Origin of the sequence: Flavobacterium sp. MAHUQ-57, assembly GCF_051908335.1 — a bacterium.
Lineage (GTDB): Bacteria > Bacteroidota > Bacteroidia > Flavobacteriales > Flavobacteriaceae > Flavobacterium.
Window position 1 is genome coordinate 786,781 of the sequence record NZ_JBPZTE010000006.1, and the last position, 22,406, is coordinate 809,186.

22 protein-coding genes are annotated in these 22,406 nt (G+C 33.8%); 16 read left to right on the forward strand and 6 right to left on the reverse strand.

From position 1 onward, the window contains the following. Positions 1–146: 146 nt before the first annotated feature. Positions 147–497, forward strand: coding sequence for a 50S ribosomal protein L19 (gene rplS / locus ACS8MM_RS03955; RefSeq protein WP_379713251.1), 351 nt, complete (start codon positions 147–149; stop codon positions 495–497). A gap of 64 nt (positions 498–561) precedes the next feature. Here rplS and ytxJ read toward each other — a convergent pair whose 3' ends face one another. Together ytxJ and ACS8MM_RS03965 are read right to left on the reverse strand one after the other, a co-directional pair. Next, positions 562–948 carry a bacillithiol system redox-active protein YtxJ gene (gene ytxJ, locus ACS8MM_RS03960; RefSeq protein WP_379713252.1) on the reverse strand — a complete coding sequence of 129 codons (387 nt, stop codon included), beginning with the start codon at positions 946–948 and terminating at the stop codon, positions 562–564. A 6-nt stretch (positions 949–954) separates the two neighbouring features. Continuing rightward, positions 955–1,806 carry an archaemetzincin gene (locus ACS8MM_RS03965; RefSeq protein WP_379713254.1) on the reverse strand — a complete coding sequence of 284 codons (852 nt, stop codon included), beginning with the start codon at positions 1,804–1,806 and terminating at the stop codon, positions 955–957. Positions 1,807–1,967: 161 nt separating this feature from the next. Here ACS8MM_RS03965 and clpB point away from each other — a divergent pair, with 161 nt between their 5' ends. Then, complete coding sequence (gene clpB, locus ACS8MM_RS03970; protein WP_379713256.1) at positions 1,968–4,565, forward strand: ATP-dependent chaperone ClpB; 2,598 nt, start codon at positions 1,968–1,970, stop codon at positions 4,563–4,565. Positions 4,566–4,659: 94 nt separating this feature from the next. On the opposite strand, the gene ACS8MM_RS03975 is transcribed toward clpB, so the two are convergent. Then, a complete protein-coding gene (locus tag ACS8MM_RS03975; RefSeq protein WP_379713258.1) occupies positions 4,660–5,175 on the reverse strand; it encodes a hypothetical protein in 516 nt (171 codons plus the stop codon). Between the two features lie 243 nt (positions 5,176–5,418). On the opposite strand from ACS8MM_RS03975, the gene ACS8MM_RS03980 reads away from it, so the two are divergent. The 4 genes from ACS8MM_RS03980 (at position 5,419) to ACS8MM_RS03995 (ending at position 9,655) form a co-directional block, all read left to right on the forward strand. Further along, positions 5,419–6,267, forward strand: coding sequence for an aldose 1-epimerase family protein (locus tag ACS8MM_RS03980; protein ID WP_379713260.1), 849 nt, complete (start codon positions 5,419–5,421; stop codon positions 6,265–6,267). A gap of 1 nt (position 6,268) precedes the next feature. Further along, on the forward strand, positions 6,269–6,826 hold the full coding sequence (locus ACS8MM_RS03985; RefSeq protein ID WP_379713262.1) for a GNAT family N-acetyltransferase: 558 nt from the start codon (positions 6,269–6,271) through the stop codon (positions 6,824–6,826). A 29-nt stretch (positions 6,827–6,855) separates the two neighbouring features. Then, a complete protein-coding gene (locus ACS8MM_RS03990) occupies positions 6,856–7,365 on the forward strand; it encodes a hypothetical protein (RefSeq protein WP_379713264.1) in 510 nt (169 codons plus the stop codon). Positions 7,366–7,444: 79 nt separating this feature from the next. Next, positions 7,445–9,655: a TonB-dependent receptor plug domain-containing protein gene (locus ACS8MM_RS03995; RefSeq protein ID WP_379713266.1), complete on the forward strand. Its 2,211-nt coding sequence runs from the start codon at positions 7,445–7,447 to the stop codon at positions 9,653–9,655. Positions 9,656–9,718: 63 nt separating this feature from the next. Here ACS8MM_RS03995 and ACS8MM_RS04000 read toward each other — a convergent pair whose 3' ends face one another. Further along, on the reverse strand, positions 9,719–11,224 hold the full coding sequence (locus tag ACS8MM_RS04000; RefSeq protein ID WP_379713268.1) for a S8 family peptidase: 1,506 nt from the start codon (positions 11,222–11,224) through the stop codon (positions 9,719–9,721). 179 nt (positions 11,225–11,403) lie between these two features. On the opposite strand from ACS8MM_RS04000, the gene smpB reads away from it, so the two are divergent. After that, positions 11,404–11,856: an SsrA-binding protein SmpB gene (gene smpB, locus ACS8MM_RS04005; RefSeq protein WP_379713270.1), complete on the forward strand. Its 453-nt coding sequence runs from the start codon at positions 11,404–11,406 to the stop codon at positions 11,854–11,856. 52 nt (positions 11,857–11,908) lie between these two features. Here the strand turns inward: smpB and ACS8MM_RS04010 are convergent, their stop codons facing one another. Both ACS8MM_RS04010 and ACS8MM_RS04015 read right to left on the reverse strand, forming a co-directional pair. Beyond that, a complete protein-coding gene (locus ACS8MM_RS04010; RefSeq protein WP_379713272.1) occupies positions 11,909–12,550 on the reverse strand; it encodes a PAS domain-containing protein in 642 nt (213 codons plus the stop codon). A gap of 92 nt (positions 12,551–12,642) precedes the next feature. Beyond that, entirely contained in the window at positions 12,643–13,284 is a 642-nt protein-coding gene (locus ACS8MM_RS04015; protein ID WP_379713274.1) for a protein-L-isoaspartate(D-aspartate) O-methyltransferase, read from the reverse strand. A 141-nt stretch (positions 13,285–13,425) separates the two neighbouring features. Here ACS8MM_RS04015 and ACS8MM_RS04020 point away from each other — a divergent pair, with 141 nt between their 5' ends. From ACS8MM_RS04020 to ACS8MM_RS04060, 9 genes are all read left to right on the forward strand, one after another. Further along, the gene (locus ACS8MM_RS04020) at positions 13,426–14,409 is read left to right on the forward strand and encodes an RDD family protein (RefSeq protein WP_379713276.1); all 984 of its coding nucleotides are present in this window, start codon (positions 13,426–13,428) and stop codon (positions 14,407–14,409) included. A 27-nt stretch (positions 14,410–14,436) separates the two neighbouring features. After that, positions 14,437–15,402 (forward strand): Gfo/Idh/MocA family protein, encoded by a 966-nt coding sequence (locus ACS8MM_RS04025; RefSeq protein WP_379713278.1) that lies wholly within the window; start codon positions 14,437–14,439, stop codon positions 15,400–15,402. 2 nt (positions 15,403–15,404) lie between these two features. Continuing rightward, complete coding sequence (locus ACS8MM_RS04030) at positions 15,405–15,812, forward strand: hypothetical protein (RefSeq protein ID WP_379713280.1); 408 nt, start codon at positions 15,405–15,407, stop codon at positions 15,810–15,812. Next, a complete protein-coding gene (locus tag ACS8MM_RS04035; RefSeq protein ID WP_379713282.1) occupies positions 15,812–16,702 on the forward strand; it encodes a 3-hydroxyacyl-CoA dehydrogenase family protein in 891 nt (296 codons plus the stop codon). Before ACS8MM_RS04030 ends, ACS8MM_RS04035 begins: the two co-directional genes overlap by 1 nt. A 73-nt stretch (positions 16,703–16,775) precedes the next feature. Next, positions 16,776–17,993, forward strand: coding sequence for a DUF1015 domain-containing protein (locus ACS8MM_RS04040; RefSeq protein ID WP_379713284.1), 1,218 nt, complete (start codon positions 16,776–16,778; stop codon positions 17,991–17,993). Positions 17,994–18,491: 498 nt separating this feature from the next. Beyond that, entirely contained in the window at positions 18,492–19,145 is a 654-nt protein-coding gene (locus ACS8MM_RS04045; protein ID WP_379713286.1) for a YggS family pyridoxal phosphate-dependent enzyme, read from the forward strand. A 17-nt stretch (positions 19,146–19,162) separates the two neighbouring features. Next, entirely contained in the window at positions 19,163–20,524 is a 1,362-nt protein-coding gene (locus tag ACS8MM_RS04050) for an exonuclease domain-containing protein (protein ID WP_379714992.1), read from the forward strand. Between the two features lie 28 nt (positions 20,525–20,552). Then, positions 20,553–21,476 (forward strand): tRNA (adenosine(37)-N6)-dimethylallyltransferase MiaA, encoded by a 924-nt coding sequence (miaA, locus tag ACS8MM_RS04055; protein ID WP_379713288.1) that lies wholly within the window; start codon positions 20,553–20,555, stop codon positions 21,474–21,476. 10 nt (positions 21,477–21,486) lie between these two features. Further along, positions 21,487–22,218, forward strand: a complete 732-nt coding sequence (locus ACS8MM_RS04060) for an acyl-[acyl-carrier-protein] thioesterase (RefSeq protein ID WP_379713290.1) — start codon at positions 21,487–21,489, stop codon at positions 22,216–22,218. Positions 22,219–22,406 lie beyond the last annotated feature (188 nt).

Here is a 22,406-nt window from a genome sequence, read left to right on the forward strand (position 1 = left end):
ACACTTACAGCCGGGATATTATTACAAATAATTTACGTTTTTGTTTTTGTAGTTTGGAAATTTTAACTAAATTTGCCCCACATTTGACCAACCTCTGGCGAAATCCGTGAATGTTGCTCGATTTTTAACCATAATAATTTATTACGATGGCAAGTTTATTAGATTTCGTAAATAACGAATTAACTGCAAAAAAAGATTTCCCTGCTTTTGGTGCTGGTGATACTATCACTGTGTACTATGAAATTAAAGAGGGTGAAAAAACAAGAACACAGTTCTTCAAAGGAGTTGTAATCCAAAGAAGAGGTACTGGTGCTACTGAAACTTTTACAATCCGTAAAATGTCAGGTGCTGTAGGTGTAGAGCGTATCTTCCCTATCAACATGCCAGCTTTACAAAAAATTGAATTGAACCAAAGAGGTAAAGTTAGAAGAGCTCGTATCTACTACTTTAGAGATCTTACTGGTAAAAAAGCTAAAATCAAAGAAAGAAGAGGTTAATCTCCATTTCACGATTAATAAAAAAACCCGAAGTACTTCGGGTTTTTTTATTGCTATCAATTAATTACACATTTCTCAAATCTCCTGCCTGAATATCGCTGTGAGAAGCATCATGAACTACCAGTTCATTTTTCAAGACAATAATCTGTGGTGACTGATGCACTACATTAAATTTAGCCGCAATCTCATTGGAAATTGGCCTAAATTCCAATAAATCTAAGTAATACGGCTTTACCAAACCCGACACCACATCAAATTCATTTTCAAATTGTTTTAGCACCATTCTACTAATATTACATCGCGTACTATGTTTAAAAATAACAATAGGTTGACTATTTGACTCCTCAACAATTGCATCCAATTGTTTTATATCTGTCAACGGATTCCATTCTATTTTAAGAGAATTACGCTGTTGCTCTTCATTCCCAAATAAATTCTTAAAAAAACTCATGTTTTACTATTCTATTAATTCTAATTGATTTTTCATTATTTCTGCATCGCTGCTCAAATAATGTCTTTGATAAAAAGCAATAATCTTTTCAAATCGCTCTTTGTTATCTAACTCCAAATTCCATACCATTTTTTTTAGGCAAACCGAACATAGCGTATTAGGCTTTCGATCATCTTCACTCAAAGAATTCACACCATTCATCACACATTTAGCATATGTGCAATGCCTCATTTTAAACATGTGTCCAATTTCATGGGCAGAAGTTTTAATTGCGCGTCGTAAACCTACGGAATAATCCTTATTATTGGGTTCATACCTGGCAATTGAAGTAATCCCGATTCCTTCCGAATAGGTGGCCAAACCAAAAACAAAATTCCAAGAAGGTTTGGGATATAAATCTTTTGATGTTATTGCCATAATTGCCAAGGCATCCTTGGGCTTCATAGCAGGAATAACTTTATGCAATAAAAAGGAAGCATCCAATTGTTCACCTTCATCATTCCATCTTCTTTTGTCTTTAGGAACCATTTCATCCTTAATTGTTTTCATTCGGATTGTCTCTATTCCATAAAACAATTCCAAATACTCCACTGTTAAATCTACAATTCTACTCTCCTGAGCAGTAAAATCACCCATAGGCAATATGTAAATTTTATTTCTGATTTTCTCAGGCCGCATAGGTTTGAGTTTTACATACTCTTCAAAGGTCTGCCCTTTTTCAGGATGATCCGCAAGCCATTCTCCAGGAATTGGCTTCCCCAATGGAACATCATTTTGTGCCAATTTTTGAAATTCATCCTTACAGGAAATAAACAAAAAGGATGTTATTATGGCAATAAAAAGAATAATTCTACCCATTAAACTATTGAATATAAGACATTTTGTCTTGGTTTCTAATTAACAAAACTTTAAAACAAGTCAATTTGTCTTGATTTTTTGAATTGGAATACAAATTGTCGATTGGAAAACAAAGTTAGACAAATAACTTTCTTAAAAATACTAAAACAACAACATACAATATGAATTTAAACAATTTAACAATCAAATCGCAGGAAGCCTTACAGCAAGCACAGCTTATTGCACAAGGCTTGAGCCATCAGCAACTGGAAAACGAACATATCGTAAAGGCAATTCTGGAGGTTGATGAGAATGTTACTCCATTTATATTGAAAAAATTAAATGTAAACATTGAGCTATTTCAGAAAGTTTTAGAAAGCATCTTGACTAGTTTCCCGAAAGTATCTGGCGCAGACATCATGCTATCTCGGGATGCCGCTTCGACAATTAACGAAGCCAATATCATAGCCAAGAAAATGAATGATGAATACGTTTCGATCGAACATTTACTATTGGCCATTTTTAAATCAAAAAGCAAGGTAGCACAAATTTTAAAGGACCAAGGAGTAACAGAAAAAGGATTAGAAGCTGCAATCACAGAAATCAGAAAAGGAGAACGTGTGACTTCGGCATCGGCGGAAGAAACCTATAATTCACTGAACAAATATGCTAAAAACCTCAATGAATTGGCCCGTACCGGAAAATTAGATCCCGTTATAGGACGTGATGAAGAGATTCGACGCGTGTTACAAATTTTAACCCGACGTACCAAGAACAACCCAATGCTTATTGGTGAACCAGGTGTAGGTAAAACCGCTATTGCAGAAGGTTTAGCCCATCGCATTGTAGATGGCGATGTTCCCGAAAATCTGAAAGATAAAATTGTCTATTCGTTGGATATGGGTGCTTTGATTGCAGGAGCCAAATACAAAGGAGAGTTTGAAGAACGATTGAAATCTGTGGTAAAAGAAGTTACCTCAGCAGAAGGTGATATTGTATTGTTCATTGATGAAATACATACTTTAGTTGGTGCTGGTGGTGGTGAAGGCGCAATGGATGCCGCAAACATTCTAAAACCTGCATTGGCAAGAGGTGAATTAAGAGCTATTGGCGCCACAACATTGGACGAATACCAAAAATATTTTGAAAAAGATAAAGCATTGGAGCGTCGTTTCCAGAAAGTGAATGTAGACGAACCCGATACGGAAAGTGCCATTTCAATTCTCCGAGGCATCAAGGAAAAATATGAAACACACCACAAAGTTCGTATTAAAGACGAAGCGATTATTGCCGCAGTTGAATTATCGCAGCGCTATATAACCAATCGCTTTTTACCGGACAAAGCAATCGACTTAATGGACGAGGCAGCCTCTAAATTAAGAATGGAAATCAATTCAAAACCAGAAGAACTGGATGTATTGGATCGTAAGATTATGCAGTTGGAAATCGAAATTGAAGCCATCAAAAGAGAGAATGATGAAACCAAATTAAAATCGCTAGGCTTGGATTTGGCCAATTTGAAAGAAGAACGCAATGAAATCTTTGCGCGCTGGAAATCAGAAAAAGATTTGGTAGATAATATCCAATCCGTGAAACAGGAAATCGAAGATTTTAAGCTAGAAGCTGAACGTGCAGAAAGAGATGGAGATTACGGTAAAGTAGCTGAAATCCGCTATGGAAAAATTAAGGAGGCACAGGAAAAATTAGATCAGTTACAAGTCCAGCTCGCAGAAAATCAAAAAGGGAATTCTTTAATCAAAGAAGAAGTAACACATGACGATATTGCTGAAGTAGTTGCGAAATGGACAGGCATTCCGGTGACTAAGATGCTACAAAGCGAAAGAGAAAAATTACTGAATCTTGAAAAAGAATTACATCAACGCGTTGTAGGTCAGGAAGAAGCTATTGTCGCCATTAGTGACGCTGTTCGTAGAAGTCGTGCCGGGCTACAAGATGCAAAAAAACCAATTGGCTCTTTCTTATTCCTTGGCACAACTGGTGTTGGTAAAACAGAATTAGCCAAAGCACTGGCCGAATATCTTTTTGATGATGAAAATGCCATGACTCGAATTGACATGAGCGAATACCAAGAAAGACACAGCGTGAGTCGCTTAGTTGGTGCGCCTCCGGGATATATTGGTTATGATGAAGGTGGCCAATTGACGGAAGCTGTTCGTCGCAAACCATACTCTGTAGTATTGTTGGATGAAATTGAAAAAGCACATCCGGACACTTTCAACATCTTGTTACAGGTTTTGGATGAAGGAAGATTGACGGACAACAAAGGAAGATTAGCCGATTTCAAGAATACCATAATCATTATGACATCCAATATGGGAAGTCATATCATACAGGAAAAGTTTGAAAACTTAAAAGGAATAGTTGAAGCTGCAACTGAAGCTGCTAAAATGGAAGTTTTAGGATTACTCAAGCAAACGGTTCGTCCTGAATTCATAAACCGAATTGACGAAATCGTGATGTTCACGCCATTGAGCAACGACAACATCCGAGAGATTGTTAGCTTACAATTAAAGAGTGTAACCAAAATGTTAGCACAGCAAAACATTACTATGGACGCCACTCCTGAAGCAATAGCTTATTTATCAGAAAAAGGATATGATCCGACATTTGGTGCAAGACCAGTTAAAAGAGTGATTCAAAAAGAAGTGTTAAATGAACTTTCAAAAGAAATTCTTTCGGGAAAAATAACCACTGAAAGTATCATTTTACTAGATAGTTTCGACGGAAAATTGGTTTTTAGAAATCAATCCACAATATAAGTTTACACGTTTTCATTTATTGTTTTTAGTTATCTAAAAAGGCTGCCAAAAATTTGGACAGCCTTTTTAACTTTTTTTTAGATTTTTGATTGGATTAAATCCCAGCTAATATACTTCCGTTGGGATCAACAATGATTCTTTTAATGTCTTTTTCTTTTTTTAATTTGAGATTGTATTGCTTTTTAATTACATCACCATTACTTTGTGTATAAAAAAACTTATCATGAACAATAGTCCATCCTGGAAATTCTTTGTACACCGAAAAAATCACTGCTCTTGGCAATTGAACTTTTTCATATTTTTCAACTACACGCATTAATTTTCCTTTTTCATTATAGGTTGCTGCAAGAGAAGCATCTTCGCCTTCAAACAAGACCAAATATTCATCATAACCATCAGGGGTTTTACCCAAGTTATAACCAATAAATTTCTTTTGCATATCACGAACCCTTAAATCTGGATTTTTATCAGGCAAATACACTGAAAAATCCTCACCCGCTTTTTTGATTACCACTGTAGGTAATTCTTCTGATTTCAATTCGCTTTCAGAATTCTGAGAAAAAACAGAAATTGAAAACATTGCTACTACTACTAAAATTGATAATTTCATACCTAAAAAATTTAATTAGACATTATTGAAAAAAAAGTTTCCAAAACTGAGTATTTGAAAACTAGACTGATTGATGATTAAATAATGTCTTTGGAGAGTACGAAAAGATATTGGAGTAAAATTAAACCTAATTACAAAGTACAACTGTTAATTAATAGTTTATGCTATGTTAAATAACTATGTTTAATTTAGCAGGAATTTTATCTTAAACCCTGTTAAGAGTATCACAACAAAATATTAAAAATGATCATCGAATTAAAATCATCCGAATCCATCGTAAAAATTAGTTCTCTAGGAGCAGAATTGCTCTCTTTTCATAGCAACAACACCAATTATATTTGGACTATCGATGAAAAATTCTGGAATAAAACTTCACCGCTATTATTCCCTATCGTAGGCCGTTTGAAAAATGATGAATATTTTTTTTCTGGGAAATGCTACAAATTACCTCGACATGGCTTTGCCAGAAACCTTCACTTTGAAGTATTCGAACAGACCGAAAATTCGGCAGCTTTTGTAATAAAAGAAAATCAGGAAACATTGAACAATTATCCCTTTTGCTTCGAATTAACAATTAAATACACCTTAAACGAAAATACATTAGATATCCTATATTCTGTTAAAAACAACTCAAGCATAGCAATGCCTTTTTCATTAGGAGCTCACCCAGCTTTTAGAATTGATTCGAATTTTGACGAATATAGCCTTCATTTTGAAAAAGACGACATACTTATTCATCACGAACTAGAGAACGAAGGTTTTAACGGAAAAACAAGCTTAATTCCATTAGAAAAAAATAAGCTAGCGCTCTCCTATAGTCTTTTTGAAAAAGATGCAATTGTGCTTAAAACGTTAAATTCTGAAAAAGTAACGCTTCTCAAAAAAAATGTTCCCTATTTGACTGTCAATTTCAAAGGATTTCCGCAACTTGGCATTTGGACAAAACCTCGCGCACCTTTCATTTGCATCGAACCTTGGCATGGTTACGCCGATACACATAACTGCTCCGGAAATATTCTGGAAAAAGAAGGAATCAACATAATACAACCTAATGAAGTATTTACCACTTCACTTTCAATACAAACTTTATAACATGGAACCAATTTCATTTTTACCATTCACCAATCTAGAAACAGAACGATTACTCTTACGTCAAATCACTCCAGATGATGTTCAGGAAGTTTTCGAATTACGAAGTAATCCAGAAATCATGAAACATATCCCGAGACCTTTGGTTACAAAAAAAGAAGAAGCCTTGGACCATATTCAAATGATTCAGGAAAAGATTGAAACTAATGAAGGAATCAATTGGGCTATTACACTAAAACCTGACAACAAACTATTAGGAATTATTGGTCATTACCGCATTAAATGGGAACATTACCGATCTGAAATTGGTTATATGCTACTGCCAGAAGCACATGGAAAGGGAATTGCCACAGAAGCAATACAATTGATGATTGACTACGGCTTTAAAAATATGAAGATGCATTCCCTTGAAGCTATTATAGATCCGGAGAATTCGGCATCGGCAAAAGTTTTAGAAAAAAACGGATTTGTAAAAGAAGCCCATTTTAAGGAAAATGAATTCTTCAATGGAAAGTTTATTGATTCAGCAATCTATTCCTTAATAGAAAAGGGGAATCAATAAATTTTTAAAATTATATTTGCATCCCCAATATGTTGAGAAAAATTAAAAATATATCCATCTTTGTAATTGTCACATTTTATGTGTTACAGTTCGCCCCTTTATTTTCTGATGTATTTATCGAAAACATAAAGGAAATAAGATATAATGCTCAACTTTCAAAACTACATTTGGCAGAAACTAAAGAATTATCCATTAGTCATTGGAATTCACTTGGCAAAAAAAAAGAACTTAAAATCAATGGAGTTTACTATGATGTAGTTTCTTATAAAAAATCGGGAAATAAAATAATAGCTACATTAGTAAAAGACAGTTACGAAGACAAGTTTAAAACTGCTCTTGAACAGTTATTCAGCGTGAAAGAGCCTATAAACAAGAACAAAAAGAAAATCCAAAAATCAAACTTAGTAGTCACTATAGTAACTTCCACTGCAGAAGACAACACAGTCACGGAGTCCAAAAAATACTATTGTTCTAATTTTAGGGAAGTTAAAGGAAAAACTAACAAAATTGTTGTAACAAACCTACGACCTCCCTGTTAATTATTTCTTATCTGTTTTTTTTTGAGGATTCAATTCATTTTGTTTCCAAAACGTAGTACATATAAACATTTGATTAACAATGAAAAAAATAATATCTATCATAATTTTAGGTATTTCTTTTGGAGGATTCTCACAAACAAAAGATACCGTAACTAATCTTGAAGAAGTAAAGCTAGAATCACAACGCTATATCACTTCAAGCAAAAGAAATCCGCAACAAGTTCAACGAATCACAAAAAAAGAAATTGAATTTGGCAATTTCCAAACTACAGCCGAAATGTTATCCAATTCCGGAAAACTTTTCGTGCAAAAATCACAACAAGGAGGAGGTAGCCCTGTGATTAGAGGTTTAGAATCCAGTCGAATCTTACTACTTGTTGATGGTGTTCGTATGAATAATTTAATTTATCGTGGTGGCCACTTACAAAATGTAATTACCGTTGATGAAAATATGTTAGAAAACACGGACATCCTTTTTGGATCAGCTTCTACTCCATATGGTAGTGACGCCATGGGTGGTGCCATCAACTTAATCACAAAAAAACCTTTATTACTGTCTCAAAATAATGGGAAATCATTTTCAAGTTCCTTAAACACAAGATACGGAACTATTAATAAGGAGAAATCCGGTTATGCCGATTTTCGTTTCTCCGGTGAAAAATGGGCTACCTTAACCGCAGTTTCTTACAATGATTTTGATGATTTGAAAATGGGTAAGAAAAAAAATGGAAATAATGATTTCTTCGGTTTACGCCCTTTTTATGTTCAAACCATTAACGGTGTAGATACTGTTGTTGAAAACCCGGATCCTTATGTGCAAAAATTTTCGGGTTACAAACAATACAATGCAATGCAGAAAGTTTTATTTCAGCCAAATGCAACTACATCACACAACTTGAATTTACAATACTCGACAACTAACGACCTCCCTCGTTATGATCGATTAACTGATATCCGAAATGGTAACTTACGTTTTGCAACATGGAATTATGGACCACAAAAGCGACTATTGGCAGGTTATAAATTAAATAAAGAAAATGCATTTTGGAACAGTGATTTATCTATTGGCGCCAATTTTCAAGACATTGAGGAAAGCCGCATTAACAGAAACCGAAACAATCCAAGTGAAGAATCCAGAGTAGAAAAAGTAAAAGTTTACTCTATCAATATTGATTTAAAAGCAAAATTAGGAAATGGCGAGTTATTATACGGTGCCGAAGCATTTTATGATGATTTGAATTCAACTGCTAATGCAAGAAACATTCAAACCGGTACAAATTCGGCCATCAGCACAAGATATCCCGACGGTAAAAACTATACTTTACGTACAGATGCTTTTGCTACATATTATGCTAAAATCAACGAAAACACATCTTATAATTTAGGTGCTAGAGCAGGTTACACCACATTATCAAGCGAATTCAAAGACAAGTCGTTCTTCCCATTCCCATTCAACACGATTGAACAAAAGAACATTACATACAGTGCTGCAGCCGGTATTGTGAATAATTCTACTAAAAATGTAAAAATTGCATTCAATGTTGCATCTGGATTTAGAACTCCTAACGTAGATGATTTAGCTAAAGTATTTGAAACTAAAACAGGAACACCAACACAAAACGGTACTATATATGTTCCTAATCCTAATCTCAAACCAGAAAAAAACATTACTGGAGATTTAGGAATCACTATTTACAGCGGCAAAACTTTCGAGTTTGAAAACACAGCATATTATACCCGTTTATTTGATATTATTGCGGTAGATCGTTTTACTTATGAAGGTGATAGCACTATCGATTATGATGGATTCCCCGCAGATGTTTATGCCTCACAAAATAAAAACCAAGGTTATATTTTTGGTTATTCAACCAGCGTAAAATGGAATATTTTAAAAGAATTCAAATTCTACGGAAGTTACAACTTTACCTTTGGTCGAGTAGTTGAAGAAGATCAATCGGAAAGACCATTGGATCACATTCCTCCACATTTTGGAAAAATTGGTTTCAATTATGAAAACAAATGGCTTAATCTAGATTTGAATATGTTGTATAATGGTAAAAAACATTTAAAAGATTATTCAAGCAGTATCGAAGACAATTTACAATATGCTCCAGCAGACGGAATGCCTGAATGGCAAACTTACAACTTCAAGGCAGCAGTAAAGCCATTCGACGCTTTGACTGTTTATGCCGGTGTAGAAAATATCTTAGACATTCAATATAGGGTTTTTGCTTCAGGAATTAATGCTCCGGGTAGAAACTTCTATTTTGGAACTAAATTGAATTTCTAAATCCAATTTTCACAAATAAAAAAATGCTCGAGATTACTCGAGCATTTTTAGTATATACAATTTTTATTGAACTGCTAATAAAGCATTAGGCATTCCATAACCAAACTCTGGATGTTTATTTGGATACAAATGAGATGTTTGACGCATTTTATTCAATACTTGATCTCTTGACCATCCTGGATTTTTAGCCCATACTAAAGCTGCTATACCAGCTGTAGTTGCTGTCGCTACAGAAGAACCACCTACATAATCACCTTGTCCATTATAATAACTATTCACTGGAATGGTAGTTCCAGAAGCTCTCTGCATCATAATTGTGAAATCGATTTTTCCACCTGTATGACACACATCACATTTCTGATAAGTAGACGCTTCTTTAATCCCTGTTACGGCTACCGTTTCCGGCATCCAAGCTGGGAAAATAACACCTACGAAAGTAGTAAAACTAGTTGAAGTACCTCCTGCACAAAAAATTAATTTCCCTTTACTATAAGCGTATTTTACACCATCTTCAATTTTTCCAACAGAAATGATGTGTCCCATCGACATAGATATAATTTTAACATTCGAATTATTAGCTAAACCTGTAAAAGCATTTTTTACTCCATTTTGCTCATGATAGCCTTCCAAAACCACATTTGCAGCGGCTCTATATGCAATAAGATTCGAATTGTATGCCACTCCTACAGGTTGTCCTTTGTCATTTCTTGGAGATGTAGCTACTGATGACATACTAGTACCATGCCCACATTTGTCGTTAACTCCGTCTGTTCCTGTACTCCATGGCCAAATAGAATCCACATAAACGCCAAATCTTTGAACTGTACGTCCCGATGAATAACCATTATTGAAACTTCCGTTTAACAATGTGTTTTCTGTTGAAGCTCCTGTATCCACGACTCCAATGGTTACACCTTGACCAGTACTGTAATTCCAAGCACTTGGAATATTATGATTGTTGAATGCCCAAGGTAATTTTGCATTCGGTGCAATAGTTGTATAATCTGCAGATGCTATAGTTTCAACACTTAAACCACATCCTGAACTCGATTCTGAATCTGATCTTTGATTGTCTTTAGTAGTGGCAAAATAGCGGAAATCTGCCGGCTCCATATAACGGATAAATTTATTTTTACGAAGTGCAATGATTGTTTCCTGATTTTCGATAACTACGTCCAATTGATTTAAATAAGGATCTGTCGCTATCAAAAATTTTTCGGTCTCTTTACCTTCATATTTTCGTATAATATTCAAAATTTGATTTTGATGTTCAACCGCTCTAACCGATTTACTTCTGTCAAAATCGTTTTTGGAATCTCCAAAACCAATGGAACAAATATTGTTCCCATTTTTTAAAGCACTCCATAAAACATAATCATTGGATTCACTCCATTTAAAAGATCCTTTTTTACTGAACGCTTCATCAATGTTTGCTACAACCTGTTGAGCAGATAATGGATGCTTTTGACTTTCATTAATTACAATTTCATCAGAAGCAGTATCGTCCTGGGTACAAGAGGTAAATGCAACAATAGCAATTGCGCACAATTGTAAGAATTTGTTTTTCATTTGGTTGGTTTTTAGTTTGTTAACATTCCAATATAAAAAAAATTTGTAATACTACGACTACAAATACGGTAAAATGCAAAAAACATCGATAAAATGCAAAATACTAAAAATCAACCATTTAAAAATTAACCCCTCAGATACTATCAGAATTTCAATTAAGTTCCTAAATTTGCTCTCCCATGCAAAAAACAATTAACATACTCAATAAAAGAGCTAAATTCGATTATGAAATTATTGATCGATACACCGCTGGTATTGTCTTAACCGGTACTGAAATCAAATCAATACGTTTAGGAAAAGCCTCTATTGCAGAAAGTTTTTGTGAATTCAGTGGCACCGAATTATTTGTAATCAATTCCCATATAGAAGAATACCTTTATGGAACACATTACAACCACAAAGCCAAAAGTGAGCGCAAGCTTCTGTTAAACAAAAAAGAATTGAAAGGTCTTCTGAAAGATGTTCAGAACAAAGGTTTAACTATTATTCCACTTCGATTATTTACTAATGAAAAGGGATTAGCTAAATTGGACATCGCACTGTGCCGAGGGAAGAAAAATTACGACAAACGCGAAACAATAAAAGATAGAGACAACAAAAGAGATCTCGATCGTATTAAAAAATCATATTAAAAAAACGGGTAAGTAAACTTACCCGTTTTTTTTAAACCAAAAGCAAACACTATTAACTTCCGAAAAATCGGCTGAAGAAACCTCTTCGTTCTTCTTCCTCTTCTTCAACAGTTTCAATTACAACTTGATGAACCATAGTTTGTTGATTTTTATCATTATCAATCATTAATTTGGTAACTAAATCAACATAATTCATTCCTTTTTCCTCCAAAAAACCTATCAGATACTTTTCACTGGCGTCAAGTCCACTAGCTTGTTCAATTTGAAGTAATCTTTTATACAAAGGTTCGATGTGGTTTGTAATTACTGCTTGCGGAACCGCTTTCCTACGAGCAATGTAATTTTTTATCGTCCCACTTTCGTCCCGCATATATTCAAAATCAGTGATAACCCAATAATAACGACCTGATTTCGCTAGATTTTTTACAATCCCATGAAATTTATTACCTTCTTTTATGTTATCCCACATCACCTTAAAAATAACTTTAGGCATGTCCGGATGACGTACAATATTGTGAGGTTGCGCCATCAATTCATAATCTTCATAACCACTGACATCAACAAAGGCTTCATTGGCATATTCAATGGTGCCATATAAATCAGTTTTGCTCATAATAGTTTGGGTTTTGTCCCAAGAAACCTCTTTATCAATTGGTAAAGGTTTTTTTACGGAATCATACGTTACTTCGCTCATACTTTTGTTTATTACATGATTTGTATGGCAAAAGTATTGTAAGAAAAAAGAGTGAAAAATGACAAATATCATTGAATATCGACAAAAACGGTTTAGTTTTTATCTTCCAGTAAAGGCACAAATCTGAAATCTCCGAATTCATGTTTTTCAAATTGGGTTTCTGATTTTCGAATCAACAGAGTCATTACTTGAACATCTTCACCCACCGGAATCACTAAACGGCCACCTATTTTCAATTGTGCCATTAAGGGTTGAGGAATAAAAGGAGCGCCAGCTGTTACTATGATACTATCAAACGGTGCAAAATTGGGCAACCCTTTATATCCATCACCAAAAGAAAGATGCTTTGGACGTATTCCCATTTTAGGTAATAGTACTGAGGTTTTCTTGAACAATTCGTTTTGTCGTTCAATAGAAAATACTTTGGCCCCCATTGTACATAAAACTGCTGTTTGATAACCGCTTCCTGTTCCTATTTCCAATATCTTATCTTCTTTTTTTACCTGAAGTAATTCCGTTTGAAATGCAACGGTGTAAGGTTGAGAAATGGTTTGTCCGGCACCAATTGGAAAAGGCTTGTCCTGATACGCAAAATCTTCAAAGCTGGAATTCAAAAATAAATGTCTTGGAATCTTTTTAATCGCATCCAATACGTTTTTATCAGTAATTCCTTTCTGTTGTAGAAGGCTTACCAACTGATTTCTAAGTCCTTGATGTTTGGCTGTATCTTTCAATTTCGGAGTATATTATTTTTGGTAAAATTAGAAAAGAATTTGCCAAAATGTGTCTTTAGATCACAATAATTTTATTTAATAACATTCCAGCCTGACCAAAAAGTAGTACATTCGTAACAAACCCGTAAACCCTAACCATTTATGAATAAAAAGATTTTCTTATTCTCTCTACTGACTTCAATTATTGGTATAGTGAATACTTTTTTGTTTTTCATCATAACATCAACTTATGGTCATGAAGACCAACAATTCGATTCTATCTACCATATCTTCAACACACTGAAACCCTACAGTTTCATTAGTCCCGATTTTTTTATTAATTTAAACATTACTCCAGAGAGAACGTTAGGATATTCACTGAATCTAGTAGAACTTTTTTTAGGTATTACTTTTTTAGTAGGTGCAATTCTATTCTTTACATCGAATGGTAAAGAAACCAAATTGATTCGTTTCAATTTGAGTTTAGTTATTTTATCAAAAGTTTTCTCCATTCCCTACATTATAATGAATGCTACCCAATTTGACATCAGCTTCTTTTTGGTTTTTCATTGGATTTTTTGGGGAGTTTATACCTATATTGCTTACAAAATGCTAATTTACTTGAATCAGCAAAAAGAACTCAAAATAGTAGAAAATCAAATTACAGTTTCCTCAAAAATAAAACGATTTTTTCATCTAATTTTCGACTTGACACTTACTTACATTCTAGTTTATGAAATAATTTACGATGCTAGACATAACGAAACAATAGCCCATTTTCTAAATCGTATCGAAGAAGTATTTGGTGAAAGTTTAGGTCTTTGTGTACTTTTGGCTACAATTCGAATCATTTACTATTTGGCTTTTGAACACTTCTTTCAGTCAACACCAGCTAAATTCTTAACAGGAACTCGAATTTATAACGAGGAAGATCAAATTCCGTCATTCAAATCCACTTTCACCCGAACTTTGTCGCGACTCATACCTTTCGATTCCTTTTCTTTTTTATTTGGAAACAATTGGCACGACAGTCTATCGGACACGTATGTTGTTGATGAACAGAAGAATGGAATAAGTCAAAAATCTTATTTTTTGTTTTTAGGAATTCTAATGATAATTTTTACGACTCTTTACTTTTTACAATAATTTAGTACCTTTGAAAAAACTTTTTCTATGCTTAAAATAGGCGTTTTAGGTGCCGGTCACCTGGGGAAAATACATTTACGATTACTCCAACAATCTGAACAATACGAATTAGTAGGCTTTTATGATGAAAATGCCGAATATGCTGATAAAATAGCCGCTGAATTTGGTTATAAACGCTTCGACACTATTGCTAAATTAATTCATGCAGTGGATGTTGTTGACATTGTCACTCCTACTCTTTCTCATTACAAATGTGCCAAAGTGGCCATTAAATCAGGAAAACACGTTTTCATTGAAAAACCAATTGCAACCACTGTTGAAGAAGCAGAAGAAATTATCGCTTTAGCCAATGAGTACAATGTAAAAGGTCAGGTTGGACATGTGGAACGTTTCAATCCGGCGTTCAAAGCTGTAAAACACAAAATCGAAAATCCGATGTTTATTGAAACGCATCGTTTGGCCGAATTTAATCCTCGTGGTACAGATGTTCCGGTAGTATTAGATTTAATGATTCATGATATCGATGCCATCTTGAGCGTTGTTAACTCGAAAGTAAAAAATGTTCATGCCAGTGGTGTTTCGGTAATTAGCGATTCACCAGATATTGCCAATGCGCGTTTGGAATTTGAAAATGGTTGTGTAGCCAACATTACTTCGAGTCGTATTTCCATGAAAAACATGCGAAAATCACGTTTTTTCCAAAAAGACGCTTACATCTCTGTAGACTATTTGGATAAAGTTTGTGAAGTGGTAAAAATGAAAGATGCACCTGAAGTTCCTGGTGATTTTGACATGATTTTACAAAATGCAGAAGGCGTGAAAAAACAAATCTATTATGACAACCCTTCGGTTGAACCGAATAATGCCATATTAGACGAATTGGAGTCATTTGCTGATGCCATTAACAATAATACCGCACCGATCGTAACATTGGAACAAGCAACAGAAGCGTTACGCGTGGCGTATCAGATTATCGATTCGATGAAAAAATAATCATGGATAGAAAAGACTTTTTAATCACTCTTTATAAAAAATACATAAAACCTGTTTTTTTTCTAGGAATTAGTATTTCTTTTTCTGTTTTCCTTTGGAATACATGGAATAATACCCAGGTAGAAGGATCACTACTTATTTTTATATTGTACTTTTTTGGGGTTATATTATTTTTTGGGTTGATACGATATCTTTTAGAAAGTATTTATGATTCATTTTCTCCAAATACAAAATCATTTTTAGGTCAAATGAATAAAGCCATAAAGTATCTTTCAATTCCTCTTGCTCTATACTTTTTGTTTTACATTTGGAATGAGAACAAAGTCCGCATAATAGTGGTCTTAATAATTTATTTAATAGCCAATTTTCCTGAAATTTTAAAATCAATAAAATCAATAAAATCAAAATAATGAAACACATAGCTGTAATTGGAGCGGGAACCATGGGTAACGGAATTGCCCACACATTTGCCCAATCAGGATTTACTGTAAAATTAATCGACATATCTGAAAAATCTTTGGAAAAAGGAATGGCAACCATAGCCGCAAACCTTGACCGTATGGTTACCAAAGGTTCTATCACAGAAGAGGACAAACACAAAACCATCGGTAACATCATTACTTACACAGATATTAAAGATGGTGTGGTAGGTTGTGATTTAGTCGTGGAAGCTGCTACGGAAAATGTTGGTTTAAAATTGAATATTTTCAAGCAATTGAGTGAAATCTGTGATCACAATGTAATCTTAGCGACCAATACTTCTTCAATTTCAATCACTCAGATTGCTGCACAAGTGGTACATCCGGAAAGAGTTATCGGTATGCACTTCATGAATCCGGTGCCTATCATGAAATTAGTGGAAATTATCCGTGGGTATAGTACTTCCGACGAAGTAACTAAAATCATTATGGATTTATCAGTAAAATTAGGAAAAGTTCCGACAGAAGTTAATGATTACCCTGGTTTCGTAGCGAATAGAATTTTGATGCCGATGATTAATGAATCCATCGAAACTTTATACAACGGAGTTGCAGGTGTTCAGGAAATCGATACGGTAATGAAATTAGGTATGGCGCATCCGATGGGACCATTACAATTAGCTGATTTTATCGGTTTAGATGTATGCTTATCTATCTTAAACGTAATGTACGACGGATTCAAAAATCCTAAATATGCTCCTTGCCCATTGTTAGTTAATATGGTAATGGCTGGAAAACTAGGTGTAAAATCAGGAGAAGGTTTCTACGATTATACTGAAAGTAAAAAAGCGGAAAAAGTAGCTAAGCAATTCTCAAAATAAGTAACAATGGATAATTAATAATTGATAGTTCTCATAATTATCAATTATTAATTGTCAATTATCAATTGCATTAATGGCCAAAATAATTCCTTTTAAAGCTGTCCGACCTGCGCATGACAAAGTAGCGTTAGTGACGTGCAGAATGTATGATGATTATAGTTCTTCAGAGCTTGCTGCCTGGTTGAATTACAATCCGTATTCCTTTTTGCACATCATTCATCCGGCTTATGTTAATGCACAGCGTATAACAAACGACAAACGTTTTAAAGGAGTTTCTTTGAAATATAAGGATTTTAAGAATGAAAAAGTGTTGATACAAGATGAAAAACCTATTTTTTATCTCCACGAAATCCAAACCAAAAACAATACATTCACCGGAATTATTGCCGGAACATCCATTGAAGATTATCAGAATAATGTAATTAAAAAACATGAAGATACACTTCAATACAGAGTTGAATTATTCAAAGACTACTTACATCAAACCGGATTTAACACAGAGCCTGTTTTAATTACCTATCCTGATAGTAACGAAATCAACACGTTTATTGCCATTCATAAAAAAAGTCGTCCGATTTACGAATTCTCAACTACAAATAAAGAAAAACATACGCTTTGGAAAATAGATACCGAAACGGAAATCAATTTATTAGTTGATCATTTTGACAAAATACCCGATTTGTATATTGCTGATGGCCATCATCGTTCCGCTTCTGCTGAAATGCTGTATGAACAGGATAAAGACACCGGAAATAAAAATCTAAACTATTTCATGAGTTTTCTGATTGCGGAAAGTAATGTGAAAATTTACGAATTCAATCGTGTAATACGTGATTTGAATGGTCATCAAAAAGATGATTTTATTCGATTACTTGCAGAAAATTTCATCATCAAAGATAAAAAAAGAGAACTATGGCAACCGAAGCATAAATACGAATTCGGAATGTATCTTGATGGTCGTTTTTATGCTTTGGAATACAAATTCAAAGATCAGGCTAAAAACATTCTTCAAAATTTAGATGCTCAAATTTTATACGATACAGTGTTGCACCCGATATTAGGAATAGGCGATTTACGTAATGACGAGCGAATTGATTATATTCCAGGTAAACAAGCCATATTACATATGAAGGAAATGATTGATGAAGGCGAATTTGAAATTGGTTTTATGCTATATCCTTCTGATATCAGTGAAATTAAATTATTGGCCGACAATAATCTGATTATGCCACCAAAAAGCACCTATATTGAACCTAAATTCAGGAGTGGTCTTTTGGTGTATGAATTGTAGATGAATAATTGAAGATTAACTCCTTTCAATTTATGGTAAAAAACAAAAACTTGTCATATTAACCATTTTCAAACTATTTCTCAAGTAAAAAGGATGCTTTTATAAATAAATTATGGACTTAGACCTACTTTTATATCTTTTATTTGGCTTCACACTTTTTATGTTTGGATATAATAAAGACAAATTAATATTCAATAATTATTTTATTAAGTGCCTTCTAATTTCGATTTTAATGTTAGGCATTGGTATTATATTTGAATATAATAAAAATGGGGATCAGAAAAGCATTGGTTATTTTGGAGCACAAATGCCTCTTCTTTTTCTAATCATAAATAAAACAATAAGAAGTATTTATTTTAAGATTTTTAAAAGAGAACCCGAATATGGAAGAAATCCGAAACATAAAATTGATTATATATTCACTTTAATACTATTTACATCTCTTATAACACTCCCTTTTATAATTGATGAATTAATACAACAAATAATGATTTAACAATGTCAATATTCGAAAACCTTACAAATATAAAGTCCACACTTCCTGAACGCGTTACTTTAGTCGCAGTTTCCAAAACCAAACCGGTTAGCGATTTAATGGAAGCCTACAATGCTGGCCAACGTATTTTCGGAGAAAACAAAATACAAGAGATGACTGAAAAATGGCAACAAATGCCTAAAGATATTGAATGGCATATGATTGGTCATGTTCAAAGCAATAAAATCAAATTCATGATCCCCTATGTGAAACTTATTCATGGAGTGGACAGCTTGAAACTTTTAAAGGAAATTAACCGTCTTGGTACAAAATGGCGAAAAAAAGTAAATTGCCTTTTACAAGTATCGATAGCACAGGAAGAAACTAAATTTGGTTTGGATGAAAGTGAATTAAATGAGATTTTGGACTACTTACAAAACGATGAATCAGCAACCAACGTAAATGTGGTAGGCTTAATGGGAATGGCTAGTTTTACCGATGATCAATCACAAATTAGAAACGAATTTGAATATTTAAAAACAGTATTTGATTCGATTCAAGCTAAAAATCCAAACTTTCAGATACTTTCTATGGGCATGAGCGGTGATTATCCTTTAGCAATTGAATGCGGGAGTACCATGATTCGCGTAGGAAGTAGTATATTTGGAAGCAGATAATTCAAATTCATTACATTATTTACTGTATACTCGACATAGAAACCACTGGAGGTCAATACAATGAAGAAGGTATTACCGAAATAGCCATCTATAAATTTGATGGTCATGAAGTCGTAGACCAATTCATCAGCTTGGTGAACCCAGAAATCCCCATTCAACCGTTTGTTGTCAAACTGACTGGGATTAATAATGCTATGCTTCGAAGTGCTCCAAAGTTTTACGAAGTAGCCAAAAGAATTATTGAAATTACTGAAGATTGCACTATTGTAGCACACAATGCTTCTTTTGATTACCGAATTTTACGTACTGAATTCCGCCGTTTAGGGTTTCATTTTCAAAGACCGACTCTTTGTACAGTCGAATTATCCAAAAAACTAATTCCAGGTCAACCTTCTTATAGTTTAGGCAAATTGGTTCGTGGATTGGGAATTCCAGTGGCCGATAGACATCGTGCTAATGGAGATGCAATGGCTACCGTGAAATTATTCAAGATCCTTTTATCGAAAGATGCTGAAAAGACTATTGTAAAGACGTTCATAAAAACAGAACTCAAGTCGGGCATGTCACCTAAATTACTCGATATTGTTGAATCTTTACCCAGTAAAACGGGAATCTATTACATACATAATGAAAAAGGAGATTTAATCTACATTGGAAAAAGTAAAAACATTAAGAAAAGGGTAAATCAACATTTTACAGGTACTTCACGAAAAAGCAAAAAAATACAACATGAAGTGTATACAGTCACATATGAAGAAACTGGAAGTGAGCTGATTGCGCTTTTAAAAGAAAGTGACGAAATAAAGATCAACAAGCCGATTTACAATCGTTCTCAACGCAAAACGATATTTCCTTGGGCTTTGTATGTTGAAAAAGACACAAAGGGTTATTTGTCTTTACAGGTTTTGAAAGCAGATGGCCGTAAAAAAGAGATCACTTCTTTTGCCACCGTTCAAGAAGGTAAAAATGCACTTTTTAAAATCACTGAAAAATACCAATTGTGCCAAAAAATAAATGGACTTTACGACACTAAAAAAAGTTGTTTTCAGTACGATATTAAACAATGTTTTGGGGCGTGTATAGAAAAAGAAAGCCCAGATGAGTACAATAAAAGAGTCCAGGATTTCATAGAGAATCATCAGTTCAATCATCAAAGTATGGTTATCATTGACAGAGGAAGAAACATCAACGAAAGAAGTGCGGTTTTACTTGAAAATGGTATATACAAAGGCTATTGTTTCTACGACTTAAACTATCAGATCAATAACATCGAAATTTTGAAAAACATCATCATTCCGATGCAAAATAATCGGGATACCCGTAATATCATTCAGAATTATATCAATAAAAGAAGAGTGCTAAAGATTATCAAATTGTAATCCGATAATCCAATCTTCTCTTGAAAAAATGAACTATTTAATCACTATCATAGGTCCTACAGCGATAGGAAAAACAGCATTAAGCATCCGATTGGCTCAACATTTTGGTTGCGATATAATTTCCTGTGACAGCCGCCAGTTTTTTAAAGAAATGACTATAGGCACTGCTGTTCCTTCTCCAGAAGAACTTGATTCTGCACACCATCATTTTATACAAAACATTTCGATTTTCGATTCCTATTCAGTTGGCGATTTCGAAAACGATGCGTTGCAAAAGTTAGATAAATTATTTCAAAAGCAACCGATACAAATCATGGTCGGTGGTTCTGGACTATATGTCGATGCTGTTTTAAAAGGTTTTGATGAATTTCCAGAGATTGATTCTTCAGTCAGAACTTTAATCAATGAAAAATTCGAAATTGAAGGTATTGCCTATCTTCAGTCAGAATTACAAAAATTAGACCCTGACTATTTCAATAAGATTTCAACTCAAAATCCACAAACCCTTCAGAATCCACAGCGTATGAAACGCTTTCTAGAAGTTTGTTTGGGCGCTGGAAAACCTTACTCATCTTTCGTCGGTAAACGAAAAAATTCACGAAATTTCACCCCAATTGTTATTGGTTTACAAGCGGATAGAGAAGAAATGTATGAAAGGATTAACCGTAGGGTTGATATCATGTTAAAGCAAGGGCTTTTGGAAGAAGCCAAAGCAGTTTATCCAAATAAAAAACTTAATGCCTTACAAACTGTTGGTTATCGAGAATTATTTGACTTCTTAGACGGCAATACTACTTTAGAATTTGCTATTGAAGAAATCAAAAAAAACACCCGTCGTTTTGCCAAACGTCAGATGACTTGGTTTAAACGGACTGAAAATACAGAATGGTTCGATTATCAAACAGATATTGATACTATCATCAATCATGTAAGTAGTAAAATCATTTCTTAACTTTACTCAGATGCCTATTTCAAATCATTTCACTTCAGTTTATTCACATGATTGGAAAATCAATTTCACTCAGTGTGCACCAAATGGTTATTTGAAATACGTTGACTTGTGTAATCTACTTCAATTAACTGCTGCCGAACATTCTATTATGGGAGGTCTAAGTTTTAGCGATATGCAAGTACATCATCAAGCTTGGGTTTTAAGCCGTATTCGCATTGAAATAGAATCTTTGCCAAAATGGTTGGACACTGTTACTGTAACGACTTGGATTGAGAGCTTAGATGGCAATAAATCGATACGTAATATTGAAATGTACTTAGATGGAAAAAAAATCGTTGGAGCAACTACTTATTGGGCTGTATTCAATACACATTTAAGAAAGCCAGAGTCATTAGCCTTACCACATGAGCATTTTGAGAAATATCCTGACAGGAAAGCGACTTCAAAATCGTTCTCTAGACTATCTATTCATACTGACATTTCAAAAATTAAGGATCTTAAGGTAGTTTTGTCGGATTTAGACATTGTCAATCATGTAAACAATACAAAATATTTAGAATGGTGTTTGGATTTAATTTCTCCAGAAATCATCTTAAAACATCAGATTACTACTTTTGAAATGAACTTTTTAAGAGAATTAAATTATAATGATCTTGTAGAAATACATTCCAATCAAGTTAGAGATTTCTTCACAATTACCAAACAAAACAAAACTTGTTTTATACTGCAAACTAATAGTTAAAAACTATCAAACTATTACCCTACAAAACACACTTCTTTAAAATTACTGGTATCTAATTAGATAACTCCATCCAGGTTGTCAAATAGTTATTATTTCCCACAACCTTTTAGTTTAAAAACATTTTATAATTAAAAAACCCTATTCATAACTGAATAGGGTTTTATAAAGAAAGGTAGCGGATCGAGCCC